Genomic DNA, 15,585 nt, shown 5'->3' on the forward strand with positions numbered 1-15,585 from the left:
ACGGCGGGCCCGTGAACCCGTCCCCGGTGACGCCCGCCTCCGCCTCAGGGGCGCACCGCCGGGCCGGGCGGCGTCAAGCGCCGGTCGGGGCGCCGAAGCGCAACGGCAGCAGATCCGGCCCGGACACCCCGGTCGAGGGCCGCCAGGTGATCGGTCCGGCGACCTCGGGCGGCCCGAGACGGGCGGCCAGGGCCGCGAACGCCTCGGCGAGTTCGACGCGAGCCAGCGCCGCGCCCAGGCAGTAGTGCGCGCCGCCGCCGAACGCCAGCGGGGAGGCCTCCCGCCGCACCGTGATGTCGAACGCGTCGCCGCCCTCGAACACCAGGGGATCGCGCTGCGCCGAGTGCGCGCACAACCACACCGGGGTTCCCTTCGAGATCGGGTAGCCGTTGACGGAGAAGTCCTCGGCCGCGGACTTGGTGGCCACCACCGTCGTCGTGGGGCACCAGCGCAGCACCTCCTCCACCGCCTGGGTGACCAGGTCCGGCTGCTCCCGCAGCAGCCACCACTGCTCCGGGTGCGCGGCGAACGCCACCATGGCGTGCCCGAGTTGGTGACTCGTGGTCTGGTACCCGGCGACCAGCAGGGTCGCGATCAGGGTGCGCAGCTCACGGTCGTCGAGAGCGCCGTCCTCCTGCTCGGCGCGCAGGATGTCGGAGAACAGGTCGTCGCCGGGCTTCGCCTGGCGCTCGCGGATCACCGTGTCGAAGTAGTCGTACATCCCCGCCAGACCCTCCTCGACCTCGGCGACCCTGCTCTGGTCGGGGCCGAGCGCGAGGACCAGGTTGGTGTTCCGGCACCAGCGACCGACGGTGGCGTAGTCCGCAGGGGGGAAGCCCAGCAGTTCGCACACCACGGCCGCGGGCAGCGGGTCGGCGAACGCGTCGACGAAGTCGCGTTCTCCCCCGGCGGCCAGTTCGTCGGCGAGACGCTCCGCGGTGGCACGTACGAACGGTTGCAGAGCGGCGATGCGGCGTGCCGTGAACGCGTGGGTGACCAGACCGCGCAGGCGGCGGTGGTCGGGACCCTCCAGGCTCTGCATGAAGTCGCGCATGAAATCGCGCACCAGTCCCTCGCCGGGCCCGACGAGGTCCACGACGTCTCGGAAACCCGAGACCAGGCGCGCGTCGCGGGAGAGGCTGTGCGCCTCGGCGTAGCGCAACACGAGCAGGCCCAGCGGGGTTTCGGCGACCCAGGATCGTTCCCTGGCCTCGGCCACCTCGGGAGAGTCCCACACGAAATCCGGCACGGTGATGTCCAGAAACGGCACAACCTGCCGCAATGCCCCAGACCCTTCGACGGTCGACATATCCCTGTCCTTCTCTCGGGGAAAGGCGGGTGCGCAGCCAGCAGCGCATTCTGTTCGGTGCGTCTTGGTGCGGTCTTGGGGTCGACTTGAACGGCTCGCCCGGTCGCGGCTCCTGCGGGACGAGGCGGCCGTCGTCGGGTCAGCCCGCACGCGGCTCCCCGCTCCGCCGGCCCGATGCCGTCAGCAGGGTGTGCGCCCGCAGCAACACACTCGCCTTGAGCAGCACTTCGTCGAACTCGTCGGCGGGGTCCGAGTCGAGCACGATCGCGCCGCCGGCGCCGATCACCGTATCCGTGGCCGAGGTCACGGCGGTGCGGATCACAATGTTGAGGTCCGCGCCGCCGCAGAGTCCGAAGTAGCCGATGGTGCCCGAGTAGACGCCGCGCGCCTCCTGCTCCAAGCGGTCGATGATGGCCATCGTCCGCAGCTTGGGGGCGCCGGTCATCGACCCGCCGGGAAAGCAGGCGCGGACGCAGGACACCGGATCCACCTCGCGCCGCAGCCGGCCGCGGACCGTCGTGACGAGTTGATGCACCGTCGCGTACGACTCGGTCACCATGTACGCGGGCACGTCGACCGACCCCACCTCGCACACCCGGCCCAAGTCGTTGCGGAGCAGGTCGACGATCATGAGGTTCTCGGCGCGGGTCTTCGCCGACGCCGTCAGGGACAGGCGTAGTGCCTCGTCGCTGACCGGGTCGGCGCCGCGTGGCGCCGTTCCCTTGATCGGCTTGCTTTCGACGATTCCGTCCCGGTCGATCCGCAGGAATCGTTCCGGGGACGAACACACGACGGCGACCGCGCCGAGCCGCAGGAAGGCGCTGTAGGGCGCCGGATTGAGGCGCCTGAGCAGCAGGTGATAGCCCAAGGGGTCGGGCAGGGCGGGTAGTCGCATCCGGTTGGTCAGGCAGATCTCGTAGCTCTCTCCGCTGCGCAGTTCCGCGAGGCAGTCCTCGATGTCGCGCACGTAGTCGGCCCGGACGCGGGCGAGGACCGGCTCCTCGGCCTCCTGTTCGACTGCCGGGTCGGGCGCCGCGGCCGGCGAGCCGATCGGCCGGGCGGGCGCGGGGTCCGGCAGCGAGCGGGCGCACAGCGCGGTGCGCGCCACCCAGGCACGGGCGCTCTCGGCCTCGCCCGGATCCGGACCGCTCAGGGCCAGGACATAGGTCCGCTCCTGCCGGTGGTCCACCGCGACCAGACGATCGGCGAACATCCACACGGCGTCCGGGGTCTGTGCCCGGTGGACGTTCGGGCTCCCGCACTCGGCCTTGAGTTCATAGCCGAAGTAGCCGACGTATCCGCCGTTGAGGTCGAAGGGAAGGTCCACCGCGGGCAGTTCACGGGTACGGAGCCGGTCCCGGAGCACCTCGAAGACGGTGCCCCTCTCCTCCCGTACGCCACCGGCGTCGTGGACCGTCACCGCGTTCTCCCCGGTCCGGTACGTCAGTGTCTCGGCACGCGGACCGGAGTCGTCGCCGAGGAAGGAGAACCTGGCCCCGCCGACGCCGGGGGCGCTGCTGTCGAGCCAGAAGGCGTACTCGCTCCCCGCGAACAACGTGGTGAACAGGGCCGGGGTGTCCACCTCCCGGTCGACGACCTCGACGGCCAGGTCGAATCGCGGCGCCGGGGCACTGTCCGACGACGGGGCCCAGCGCGCGTACTCGGGCGATGGGGAGGCGTAGTGCCCGCCTATCGACTCGGCGAAATTCCACAGGAGTTGCTCGCCGAACTCGCTCGCGACGGACTCCGGGTGGAACTGCAGGCCCCATCGGGGCAGGCTCTCGTGCCTGAGTGCCATGACGGTGTCGTCCTCCGCCCAGGCGGTGGCCCGGAGACCGCCCGGCAGGGGCTCGACCACCCGCAGCGAGTGGTAGCGCACCGCCGTGAAGTCCTGGGGAATGCCGTCGAACAGGTCCTCCTCGCGGTGCCGGACCCGCGTGAGGTGGCCGTGCCGGGGCACTCCCGGCACCACCCGCCCACCGTAGTGGTGGGCGATCGCCTGGTGACCCAGGCACACCCCCAGTACCGGCACGTCCTGCCAGCGGTCCAGCAGGTCCCGGCAGAACCCGAGGTCGCTCGGGCGCTGGGGTCGGCCCGGACCGGGTGAGATCACCACGCAGTCGAACGCCCCCGGGTCCTGCTCCGCCCAGGCCCGGTCGTCGTTGACCAGGACGGTCGGCTCCTTGCCGTACACCCGGGCGAGGAGCTGGAACAGGTTGTAGGTGTAGGAGTCGTAGTTGTCGATCAGCAACGCACGCATCGAGCGGTTCCTTGTCGGGTTCGAGCGGGACCGGATCGTTCGGATTCGGCGTGCCGAAGCGGGCCTACTCGTCGAGCAGGTTGTCGAGGTAGTCGAAGACCTCGTCCCGCGAGGCCGAGCGCAGCCGATCCGGGTCCTCGCCGCTGCGGTGCGCGGCGGGAGGGAGCGCGTGGTCGGCGGGCGGCCCGACCGTCGTCGTCGACGACGACGACGGAGCATGCGGCAGCAGCAGGCCGCGCAGGTGTCGGCCGAGGGCGACCGGCGTGGGGTAGTCGAAGACCAGCGTGGGCGACAGTCGTAGGCCGGTGGCGCCGCCGAGGCGGTTGCGCAGTTGCAGGGCGCGCAGGGAGTCGAATCCGATGTCGGCGAAGGAGCGCCGCTCGCCGACGGCCCGGGGGTCGTCGTACGCCAGCACGGCCGCGACGTGGGTGCGCACCAGGGTCAGCAGGAGGTCGTCCTGTTCGTCCTCCGGGAGGCCGGCGAGCCGGGTGGTCAGTTGCTCCCCGCCCGGCTCGTCCCCCGAGTCGACCGCGCCGACCGCGGTCCGGCGGACCGGGGTACGGGCGAGTCCGCGCAGCAGGCGCGGCACGTCGTCCCCGTCGCGCAGGCCCGCGGTGTCCAGCCGCAGCGGGAAGACGACGGGTTCATCGGCGGCGCAGCCGAGGTCGAACAGGGCGAGCCCCTGGGCGTCGGAGAGCGCCCTGACGCCCGAGCGGGCGATCCGCCGTACGTCCGCCTCCGCCATCGCCTCCGTCAGCCCCGATCGTGCCTGCCACAGTCCCCAGCCCAGCGACACGCCGTGCAGACCCGCGGCCCGGCGCTGCGCCATCAAGGCGTCCACGAAGGCGTTGGCCGCCGCGTATCCGGCCTGTCCGGCGGGTCCCAGTACGCTCGACACCGACGAGAACGCGACGAACGCCACGTCCGAGCCGGCCGTCGCCTCGTGCAGATGCCAGGCACCGTCCGCCTTCGGGCGCAGCACCCGGTCGAGGCGTTCGGGGGTCTGTGCCGCCAGGATGCCGTCGTCCAGGACGCCGGCCATGTGCACCACGCCTGTCAGCGCGTACTCGGTCGGGATCGACGCCAGGACGTCCTCCAGCGTGCGACGATCCCCCACATCGCCCGCCACCACCCGGATGTCGGCGCCCTCGGCGCTCAGTTCCTTCACGAACTCGGCTGCGCCCGGGCCCGATTCGCCCGACCGGGACACCACGACGACCCGTCGGACGCCGTGCGTGACCACCAGGTGCCGCACCACCAACCGGCCCAGTGTGCCGAGGCCGCCGGTCACCAGGACCGTCCCGTCCGTGCGCCAGGTCGCACCCCGGGCCGCCGACGCCGCCACTCGCACCAGGCTCGGGGTCAGCAGGCCCCCGTCGCGCACCGCCACCTGGGCCGCGTCCGAGGCCACCGCGTCGACGAGTGCGGATCGGGACGCGTCGCGGTCGTCGAGGTCCACCAGTCGAATGCGGTCCGGGTACTCCGACTGCGCCGAGGCCGCCAGGGCCCAGGCCGCGGCGAGGGCGGGGTCGGGTGGCGAGCCCGGGCCCGCGGCGACCGCGCCGCGCGTGAGCAGGACCAGACGTGTGTGGGCCAGGCGTTCGTCCGCCGGCCAGTCCTGCAGTGCGGCCAGGACGGAGTGCGCGCTGCGATGCGCGGCGGTGGCCGGGTCGACGGCCGGGGATCCCGCGGCCGGCGCGAGCCCGAGGTGCCCCGACGGTTGGGCGAGGACGAGGACCTCGGGTGCGCTGCCGCCGGTGTCCAGGTACGCCCGCAGCGCCGCCGGATCCCGGTGGTGTGCGCACACGATGCCCCGGGCCGCCAGCGCGCCGTTCGTCTCGGCGGCTCCGTCCCCGATCCACGCCCAGTGCGCCGGCGCCGGGTCACGGCGCGCGCGTTGCCGCTCGGGCCGCCACTGCGGGCGCAGCAGTGAGGCGTCGGCCACGGCCGCGGCCCGACGCAGGGACCGCACGGCCACCGGGCGCATGCCCAGGGCCTCCACCGTCAGCACCGGGTGCCCGGCCGGGTCCGTGGCGGTGACCGACAGGGTGCCGGGCCCGGTGGCTCGGATGCGGGCGCGCAACGCGGTGGCACCCGTGGCGTGCAGGGTCACCCCGCTCCAGGAGAACGGCAGTCGGATCACGGACGCGTCGGATGGGACGGCGGACGCGGACACGAACGCCGGGGCGTGCAGGGCCGCGTCGAACAGCGCGGGGTGCAGCCCGTAGCGATCGGCGCCGCCGGCGCTCTCGGGGAGTTCGGCTTCCGCGTACAGGTCCTCGTCCAGGCGCCGGCAGCGCTCCAGACCCTGGAACGCGGCACCGAAGTCGAGTCCGATCCCGGCCAACTCGCGGTAGCAGTCGCCGAGTTCGATCTCCTGCGCGCCGTCCGGCGGCCACTGCCGCAGGGGCTCCGCAAGACGGCCGTCGCCGCGCGCCAAGGTGCCTTCGGCGATCCGGGTCCAGGGCGCGTCGGCGGCATCGCCGTCCCGGGAGTACACGGTGATCCCCCGTCGCGCGCACTCGTCGGGTCCGCCCACCGTCACCTGGAGACGGACGGTGCCCTGCTCGGGCAGGATCAACGGGGCCTGGAGGACCAGCTCTTCGAGCACGTCGCAGCCCGCGTGCGCACCGGCTTGGAGGGCCACCTCCAGCAGTGCCGTACCCGGTACGACGAGGATGTCGGCGACGGCGTGATCGGCGAGCCAGGGATGGGTCCTGGTGGACAGGCTCCCGGTGAAGAGCATGCCGCCGGTCCCGTCCGCCAGTGCGACCGCGGCCCCCAGCAGGGGGTGGTCGAGGCCGTCCAGACCGGCCGTCGTCACGTCCGCCTCCGGTGCCGCCGCCTCCTCCAGCCAGTAGCGGGTGCGCTGGAAGGCGTAGGTGGGTACGTCCGTCAGGCGGGCGTCGACATCGCGGAACGCCTCCGCCCAGTGCACGGCCACGCCGTGGACGTGGGCCTCGGCGACCGCGGTCAGCATCCGTGCCGGGCCGCCCTCGTCGCGTCGCAGCGAGTCGACGGTCAGGACGTCACCGGCTCGCTCGGCGCCCGCGGCGTCGGCCGCCTCCTGGACGGCGGCGGTGAGGATCGGGTGCGGGCTCACCTCGATGTAGGTCGTGTGGCCGTCGGCGAGCAGCCGGTCCACCGTGCGGTGGAACTGTACGGTCTCGCGGAGGTTGCGCACCCAGTACGAGACGTCCAGGGCCGTCGTGTCGATCGGCTCGCCGAGGACCGTCGAGTAGAACGGCACGGTCGCGGGTCGCGGGCGCACGCCGGACATCTCCGTCAGGAGGGTCGCCCGGATCTCGTCGATCCGTGCCGAGTGGGACGCGTAGTCCACCGGGATCCGCCGTGCCCGCAGACCCTGCGCCTCGAATGCCTCCATGGCCTCGCGCAGGGCCACCGGTTCGCCGGAGACGACCACGGATCGCGGTCCGTTGACCGCCGCGACGGACACGGCACCGTCCCATGGCGCAAGGCAGCGGCGCACCTGCTCGACGGGGGCGACGACCGAGACCATCCCGCCTGTGCCGGCCAGGACCCGCAGGGCGCGGCTGCGCAGGGCCACGACGCGGGCCGCGTCCTCCAGGGAGAGTGCGCCCGCGACGTGGGCCGCGGCGATCTCGCCCTGCGAGTGCCCGACGACCGCGGCCGGTTCCACGCCGAAGGACCGCCACACTGCCGCGAGGGAGACCATCACCGCGAACAGCGCGGGCTGCACGACGTCGACCCGGTCCAGGATCGACGGGTCGGCTTCACCGCGCAGCACCTTCGTCGGTGACCAGTCGACGTGTGGGGCGAGGCAGTCGGCGCAGGCGTCGATCGATTCCCGGAACACGGGTGAGCTGCGGATCAGTTCGGTGGCCATGCCCGGCCACTGCGAGCCCTGCCCGGGGAAGACGAACGTGATCCGGTCCCGTGCCGTGGCCGTCCCCAGGGCCGCGTGCGGGCCGTGGTCGCCGTCCGCGAGCGCCGCCAGGCCGGCGATCGCCGCGGTCCGGTCCGGGGCCACCACGACGGCACGATCGGCCAGGGCGGCCCGGGAACTCAGCAGCGAGTAGGCCAGATCCGGGTCCGGCTCCTGCGGGTCCGATGTCAAGAAGTCCGCCACCCGCAACGCCTGGGCCCGTAGGCCCGCCCGCCCGGCCCCTGAGATCATCCACGGCAGCGGGCGGCCTTCGATCTCCGCGGTGCCGGTGGGGTCCCCCGCGGCCGGAGCCGCCGGTGCCGCACGAGGCCGGTCGGGTTCCGGGGGCGCCTGCTCCAGAATGATGTGGGCGTTCGTGCCACCGACGCCGAACGAGGAGACCGCCGTCCGGCGCGGCCGGTCGATCCGCGGCCACGGCCTCGCTTCGCGCAGGAGCCGTACCGCCCCGGAGGACCAGTCCACGTGCGGCGTCGGCTCGGCGATGTGCAGGCTGCGCGGCAGTTCGGCGTGGCGCATCGCCATCACCATCTTGATCACGCCCGCCACCCCGGCCGCGGCCTGGGTGTGCCCGATGTTGGACTTCAGCGAGCCCAGCCACAGCGGCCGGTCGCTCGGCCGGTCCTGTCCGTAGGTGGCCAGGAGTGCCTGCGCCTCGATCGGGTCGCCCAACTGGGTTCCGGCGCCGTGGGCATCCACGCAGTCCACATCCGCCGTGGTCAGGCCCGCGTGGACCAGTGCCTGGCGGATCACCCGCTGCTGGGCCGGGCCGTTGGGCGCCGTCAGCCCGTTCGACGCGCCGTCCTGGTTCACCGCCGATCCGCGCACGACGGCGAGAATGTGGTGCCCGTTGCGCCGCGCGTCACACAGCCGTTCCAGGAGCAGGACGCCCACCCCCTCGGACCAACTGCTGCCGGTCGCGTCGGCCGAGAAGGACCTGCACCGCCCGTCGGGTGCCAGCCCGCGCTGTCGGCTGAACTCGACATAGCCCCAGGGCGTGGCCATCACGGTGACGCCTCCGGCCACCGCGAGCGTGCACTCGCCCCTGCGCAGGGACTGGGCGGCGAGATGCACGGCCACCAGGGAGGAGGAGCAGGCGGTGTCCACGGTGACCGCCGGCCCCTCCAGGCCGAGGCTGTAGGCGAGGCGCCCCGAGGCGACGCTGGGCATGCTGCCCACGACCCGGTAGCCCTCCGCACTCGGCGGAACGCGCCGGATGCGGGCGCCGTACTCGCTGTACATGATGCCGACGAACACACCGGTCCGGCTGCCGCGCAGCGAGGTCGGGTCGATCCGGGCCCGTTCGACCGCCTCCCACGACGTCTCCAGGAACAACCGGTGCTGCGGGTCGACGGTGACGGCCTCACCGGGGCTGATCGCGAAGAACCCGGCGTCGAAGTCCGGTGCGTCGTAGAGGAATCCGGCGTGTCGGGTGCACGTCGTGCCCACGTGGTCGGGGTCCGGGTCGTACTCGACGCTCCAGCCCCGGTCGGTGGGGAACGCGGAGATCGCGTCGGTCTCCGAACTCACCAGGTCCCACAAGTCCTCCGGCGACGACACGTTGCCGGGCAGCCGGCAGCTCATGCCCACGATCGCGATCGGCTCCTCCATCGCTGCCTGTCGCTCGGCGGGCGTGCCGGTCCCCGGGTCCGATGCGAGGGCGGCCGGCTCGCCGAGCAGCAGGGCGCACAGGTGTCCGGCGAGGGCCTCGGGAGTCGGATAGTCGAAGAGGGCGGTGCTGGACAGGGCGCTGCCCGTGACCTTGCTCAGCCGTTCCCGCAGACGTGCCGCCGCCCGCCCCCGCACCCCCTGGGCGCCGAACGCCCGGCCGGGATCGAGCGGCACCCGGTCGTCCCGGTCCAGAACGGCGGAGGCGTGCGTCCGGATCAGATCGAGCAACAGCCGGCGCCGCTCCACCTCCCGTGCGTCCGCGAGGCGCTGCCGCAACGGCCGGTCGTATCCCTCGTTCCGGTCCATCCTTGTGTCCTTTCTGCCTGGGTACGACGGCCGGGAACGGGTGCGGGCGCTATGGCAGGTCCGTGCGCCGTTCGAGCCCGGCGACGTTGTCGCCGGCGCCGCGCGGGGCGTGGACACGAGGAGGGAGAGAGCCTGTCGCGGTCGTCGTGCGCGACCCCGGAGTCGGCGGCCTACCGTCGCGCGCCGGGTCGGGTGCCGGGTCGAGACAGCGCAGCATGCGGTTCGTGCGCTCCACGAGCGCCCCGAACGCGTCCGGGGTGATCGCTTGCTCGCCGTCGCACAGCGCGGAGTGGCCCGCCCGGTCCACATCGACCATCACCCCGTCGGCTCCAGCGGCGGCAGCGGCGACGGCCAGCGGGGCGACCAGATCGCTGCGCCCGCACGCGTGGCTGGGGTCGACGATGACCGGCAGGCGACTGAGCCGCTTCGCCAGCGGCACGGCGCTGATGTCCAGGGTGAAGCGAGTCGTGTTCCCGTGGGTACGGACGCCGCGTTCACACAGCAGCACGTTGCCGTTGCCCGCCGCCAGCAGGTATTCGGCGCCGTAGAGCCACTCCGGGACCGTGCAGCCGAAGCCCCGCTTCAGCAGCACCGGGCGGCCGGTCAACGCCACCTCGTGGAGCAGCGCGAAGTTCTGTGCGTTGCGTGCGCCGATCTGCAGTACCTGGGCCACCTCGGCGACGGCCTCGACGTGCGCGACGTCGACGACCTCCGTGACGACGCCCAGTCCGGTCTCGGCGTACGCCTCCCGCAGCAGGTCCAGGCCGGCCTTGCCGAGCCCTTGGAAGGCGTACGGGGAGGTGCGGGGCTTGAACGCGCCGCCCCGCAACAGGTGTGCGCCCCGGTCCCGCACCTCCCGTGCCACGCCGAGGAGTTGCGCTGCGCTCTCCACGGCGCAGGGCCCGGCGATCCAGGTGAGGCGTCCGCCACCCACGACACAGTCGTCGGACACCCGCACCGCGGTCGGCTCGCCCGTGGCCGCGAGACTGCCCAGGGCCGGTGCGTCGACGCTGTCGACGACCCATTCGAGCTCGGGGGTGGCCTGCAACAAGGCCACGAATTCCGCACCCTTCGGTGATGTCGCCTCGAGGTCCGGGAAGGTGACGAGGGTGTGTCGCCCGGCCAGGCACTGAAGCGACCGGTATCCGCGCTGATGCCACGCGCAGGTCAGCCGGCTCCGGTCGTCGATCGGCACGTCGGATCGGAATCGAGCAACGATCATCGGTCACCCTTCTGCGTCGGTGGCGGAGGCCGGCGGACTCCGGGGGGCTCATCCGCGCACGCCCACGCCGGGCGACCACTCGGGCCTTTCGGGGAAGTCGAAGTCCACCGCGTGGGTCAACTCCAGTTGTTCGATCATTCGTTGCGCCCCGGAAAAGTCCCGCACGAGACGCCGGCCGGCGGGTGTGGCCCGCAGGTCGCCGATGATCTCGTCGGCGCCCTCGACGCCCGCGGTGACCAGTTCGAGCCGCAGCGTGGAGAGGTCCTGCTCGGCGAACGCCTCCAGGGCGAGGGGCAGACAGCGCACCAGGGCGCGGCGCCGGTCGGCGTTCATCCTGGCGTGCAGTTCCCGAACGACCTCGATGACGACCGAGCCGTGCGCCGTCTCGTCCCGCAGGTGCAGGGTGGTGATCAGGGAGTGCATGGGCTGGATCGAGTCGTCCCTGGCCAACAGCGCCAAGAGGGAGTTGATGCAGGTCTCGGCCACCGCTCCCCAGACCAGGACGGCGACGTCGCGCTCCCACGCCTCCGGCATCGTCGCCAGCACCTCGCGCAACCGCCGATACGTGACCAGGGCGGGCTGCTCGGGTCGGCTGCGCACGCCGCGCAACTCCCGGGTCCGAGCGACGGCGAGCATGTGCATGTACGTGTGGAAACTCTCGTCGACGATGGCCTGTTGCACTCCCTGCCGCACCAGCGGCTGATCGCTCCCGGGGAAGACGCCACGCATGACGAGGTCGAAGGCGGGCTCCGCGATGAGGTGCTCGGTGGCGATGACCCGTTCGTTGTAACCGATCCACAGGCCCGTCAGAACCTGTCTGCGCTGTTCACCGGTGGCCGCGAGGAACCGGGGGTGTTGCGCGAACGGCACCATCCGCAGCGGATAGTCCGGCACCCGGGGGTCGTACGTCGCAGGCCCGCCGAGCACATCGGAACTCGTCGCCACCGCGGCACGCCGCGGCCACGCTTCCACGAGGCGGCGCAGCGTCGCACTGCCGATACCGTCCTCCTCGACCCACCCTCCGGACGCCCAGGTGGTCACCGCGCCCGACTCCTCGCGCATTCGGCTCTCCCCGTCTCGTGGTCCACGGCGACGCTGCATCCTCACCGGCCGGACTTGGGCGTTTCTTGAACGCGACTTGGGCGGGTCCGAGCGAGTCTTCTGGATTCGGATCGGGGATGCCACGATGGGCGCGAAGCCGCGGTGGCGCGGACGCCGTGGGCGAGCACCGTCTTCGCACCGGCCCGCTCCGTCGGCTCCGTCGCCTCCTTCGCCGTCGTGTGCAGTCGGCCGCGCCGTTCGTGTTCTTCGTGCCTTCGCGCCCGTCCCGTTCCCGGGAACCCCGCCGTGAGACCCCACCGTGAGGACGCATCATGCTCGTTCCGCTCACCCTGGCCGACTTCCTGGACCGCGCCGAGACGGCCGCGGCCGATCGCACCGCGCTCGTGGATGAGCCGGACCAGCCGTCCGGCCCGGTGCCGACGACCACCTACGGTGAGGTACTGCGACGCGTTCGGGCCTGGCAGGCGGGTCTGGACTCCCTGGGCGTCGGCGTCGGCGAGCGGGTCGCCGTCGTCAGCCCCAACTCCTCCCGGCTCCTGGAACTGCTCTACGCGGTCTCGGCGAGCGGCCGGATCTGCGTTCCGGTGAACTACCGCCTCATGCCCCAGGAGATCGCGTACATCCTGCGGCAGTGCGATGCCTCGGTCGTCTTCGTGGATCCGGAGGTCGAGGCCGTGCTCGGCTCGGTGGAGGGGCCGAAGCGGTTCGTACTCGGTGAGCAGACCGACACCCAGGTGATGCGGTTCGACATCGCCCCCCGCCCCTGGTCGTGTCCCGACGAGAACACCGTCGCGACCCTCAACTACACCTCGGGAACGTCCGCCCGCCCCAAGGGCGTTGCCCTGACCCACCGCAACATCTGGCTCAATGCGACGACGTTCGGCCTGCACGCCCGGATCTGGGAGCAGGACGTCTATCTGCATACGCTGCCGACGTTTCACTGCAACGGCTGGGGCGTGCCGTTCCTGCTCGCCGGACTCGGCGCCAAGCAGGTGCTGTTGCGCAGGATCGACGGCACGGAGATCCTGCGGCGCGTCCGCGAACACGGTGTTACCCTCGCGTTCGGCGCTCCGGCCGTGTGGGACGCGGTACTTCGGGCGGCACAGTCCTGGCCCGGCGAGATCCCCGGGCACGGCAGCGTGCGTGTGGTGTGCGCGGGCGCGCCCGTGAGCGAGCGGTTCGTCTGCCGGGTGGAGGACGAACTGGGCTGGACATTCCACCAGGTGTACGGCCTGACGGAGACGACGCTGCTCACCTTCAACCGGCGTCCGCCGGGGGCGTCGTCGGGCAGCGGAGGTCTGACCCGGGCGGGGGCGCCCGCCCTGGGCGTGCGGTTGCGCACCGGCGCGCGCGGTGAGGTCCTCGCACGCTCCAACATGGTGCTCGACGGATATTGGCGGGATGCCGAGGCCGACGCGGCATCCCTCGACGAGGGCTGGTTCCGCACCGGTGATGCGGGCTCCTTCGACGACGACGGACACCTCGTCCTGTTCGATCGGTTGAAGGACGTCATCGTCACCGGCGGTGAAAGCGTGGCCTCGGTGGAGGTCGAGGCGTGCCTGCTGAGCCATCCGTCGATTGCCGAGGCGGCCGTCATCGGCGTGCCGGACGAGCGATGGGGCGAGACCGTCAAGGCGGTGGTGGTGCCCGTCACGGGAGTCCGGCCCACCGCCGCGGAGCTCATCTCGCACTGCAAGGAGCGGTTGGCCCGATACAAGGCACCCACGTCCGTGGACTTCACGGATGCCCTGCCGCGGACCAGCAATGGCAAGGTTCGAAAGGGCGCGTTGCGCGAGCCCTATTGGTCGGGCCGGGACCGGCGCATCAATTGACGACAGCCGGTCCCGCCCCTACCGAGTCGCGGTCAGTACTCCATACACGTCCGTCCGACGGACTCGGCACGAATGATCCGGGTGAACAACGACCGGAGTTCCCGTCCCGGGTCCACGCCCAGTTCCTGGGCCAGTGCCCTACGGATGCGGTGGTAGACCCGTACCGCCTCCGCCTCCCGACCCACCTCGCACAGCGCGATCATCAGCAGCCAGCCCAGCCGTTCCCGCTGGGGGTACTTCGCGCTCAGGGCGGCCAGTTCAGCCACGGCGTTGACGTTGTCCCGCCCCCAGCACAGTTCGGCCTCCCACAGGGCCTCCCAGGTCAGGAAGCGCAGTTCCTCCAAGCGCGCCGCCTCACGCACGGCCGGTTCGTAGTCGCCGAGTTCCGCGTAGGGCGCGCCGCGCCACAGGGACAGGGATGCCTCGAGCGCCGAACTGGCCTCTTCGAAACGGCCCTCGCGCAGGAGCCGGCGCCCGTGGCGCAGCAGGTACTCGAATCGGCAGGCGTCCACCCGTTCCCCCTCGACGGCGAGAAGATACCCGTGTGGTTCCCTCCGCAGGATCCGGTTGCGTCCCCGCGGAGGGCAGTGCGGTTCGAGTTGGCGGCGGAGATTGGAGACGTAACTATGCAGGCCCGCTGCCACGTTGCCGGGAGGCCCCGTCGGCCAGACGACCTCGGTGAGCCGCTCGGCACCCACCACCTGGTTCGGCGCCAGCAACAGCGCGGACAGCACGGCACGTTGCCGCGCCGGTCCCAACACCAACGGGCCTGCGGTCGACGACACCGCCAGCGGCCCGAGGATGTTGAACACGAGTTCATCGGACAATTGCGTAATAGCCTTCGCAGACATCACACTCCCCACCTGGCAACACTGGATTCAATGGCCACCCGTCCCCCTGACCGCCGGGCGGAACGACCGCTTCCGCCGAGCCCCGAGTCGACCGAGTCGCCCCCTGACTTTCGTAGTGCCGCATGAACAAGGAACCGGGAGGCATTCGCCACCGGGAAATGCCACCCGCACGCTATGTACTCGTCGAGGCGGAAGGGCGAACCTTCACACCGTCGACATGTCCCGATCGCCGGGAGCGCCCCGCTCCGGCCGCCGCGAGTGGGTGATCGCGCCTATTCCGGATCCGCCGTTGGACGGACCTGCCCGAACACGGTGATTCGTGAGGTGTTCGCGACCGAGGCAATCAGCACCGATCCCGGCACCGGATGCTCACCAGGCCCTCGACGCTGTGCAGGGCCCGGGTCTCTCGGATGTAAACGGGGCGGCTCATCGTTGCTCCCTCACTGGCGGGGTCGGCAAGGCCGTGCGTCCACCAACCATCGCGCGGACGACGGGACGCGGTCCACGGCCGGAGGAGGGCGCCCGGGTGCACAAGGGCGACGGCTGCGCGCCGGTTGACCACCTGTGTGCGCCTGGTGCCACTCGCGATCCCGCGAGCGCCGGGCGAAACTTCACCGGCACGGCGGGCACACGCCGGCGTCCCGCCGGGTCTCGGGGCGAGGGTCGAGCTCCGTCGCCGGGGCATCGCGACACGAGCCGGCCGAGCACCGCCTCGTGGCGACATCCCGCCTGGTCGGCGCAGTCGCGGCAGGCGAACTCGAACGCAGGCAAGGCACCCCTCGGCGTCCGCTCGCGGACAGGAACGATGTCGCCCGAAAGCCGTCGCACGCCGGAACGGCGTTGCCCCCGGCGATCCGCAAGCTCGTGGACACGGCCCGAAGCCGGGCGGGCGCACTCGGCATCGGTGCGCGCCCAGCGGACGGGGATCCATTGCTCGTCACGGTGACGCGGGCCGGAATCGGTGAGCGCGAGCAGGTGGCGGCAGCGCGGCGCATCGGGTCCGTCTTTGCCCGCGGCGCGCGGCCACCGGGTCCGCCGCGCCCGAAGCGGTCGCACCCGGCGCGAACGGCGTCTCCCGCGCCCCAGCGCCCACGCGCGGCTCGAGGCCGACGACCGACCCGCGGGCCAACCCCGTGCTCCCACCGAC

The 15,585-nt window shown here is 72.2% G+C and carries 6 protein-coding genes and 1 pseudogene; 1 reads left to right on the forward strand and 6 read right to left on the reverse strand.

Going from position 1 to position 15,585, the window contains the following annotated elements; all coding sequences use genetic code 11:
* Positions 1-73: 73 nt before the first annotated feature.
* From A3IC_RS0141345 to A3IC_RS0141365, 5 genes and pseudogenes are all read right to left on the reverse strand, one after another.
* Positions 74-1,309 (reverse strand): cytochrome P450, encoded by a 1,236-nt coding sequence (locus A3IC_RS0141345; protein ID WP_063744948.1) that lies wholly within the window; start codon positions 1,307-1,309, stop codon positions 74-76.
* A 139-nt stretch (positions 1,310-1,448) separates the two neighbouring features.
* Positions 1,449-3,569, reverse strand: a complete 2,121-nt coding sequence (gene pabB / locus A3IC_RS0141350) for an aminodeoxychorismate synthase component I (protein ID WP_020555938.1) — start codon at positions 3,567-3,569, stop codon at positions 1,449-1,451.
* Between the two features lie 64 nt (positions 3,570-3,633).
* Positions 3,634-9,120 (reverse strand): annotated as a pseudogene (locus A3IC_RS59575) (type I polyketide synthase); the annotation flags it as partial.
* Between the two features lie 400 nt (positions 9,121-9,520).
* A complete protein-coding gene (gene aroF / locus A3IC_RS59580; RefSeq protein WP_020555940.1) occupies positions 9,521-10,693 on the reverse strand; it encodes a 3-deoxy-7-phosphoheptulonate synthase in 1,173 nt (390 codons plus the stop codon).
* A 48-nt stretch (positions 10,694-10,741) separates the two neighbouring features.
* Positions 10,742-11,755 (reverse strand): 4-aminobenzoate N-oxygenase, encoded by a 1,014-nt coding sequence (locus tag A3IC_RS0141365; protein ID WP_020555941.1) that lies wholly within the window; start codon positions 11,753-11,755, stop codon positions 10,742-10,744.
* 311 nt (positions 11,756-12,066) lie between these two features.
* Here A3IC_RS0141365 and A3IC_RS0141370 point away from each other — a divergent pair, with 311 nt between their 5' ends.
* Positions 12,067-13,587: an AMP-binding protein gene (locus A3IC_RS0141370; RefSeq protein WP_020555942.1), complete on the forward strand. Its 1,521-nt coding sequence runs from the start codon at positions 12,067-12,069 to the stop codon at positions 13,585-13,587.
* A gap of 32 nt (positions 13,588-13,619) precedes the next feature.
* Here A3IC_RS0141370 and A3IC_RS59585 read toward each other — a convergent pair whose 3' ends face one another.
* Positions 13,620-14,438 (reverse strand): AfsR/SARP family transcriptional regulator, encoded by an 819-nt coding sequence (locus A3IC_RS59585; protein WP_079027019.1) that lies wholly within the window; start codon positions 14,436-14,438, stop codon positions 13,620-13,622.
* Positions 14,439-15,585: the final 1,147 nt, after the last annotated feature.

It is taken from the genome of Embleya scabrispora DSM 41855 (assembly GCF_000372745.1).
In the GTDB taxonomy this organism is placed as follows: domain Bacteria; phylum Actinomycetota; class Actinomycetes; order Streptomycetales; family Streptomycetaceae; genus Embleya; species Embleya scabrispora.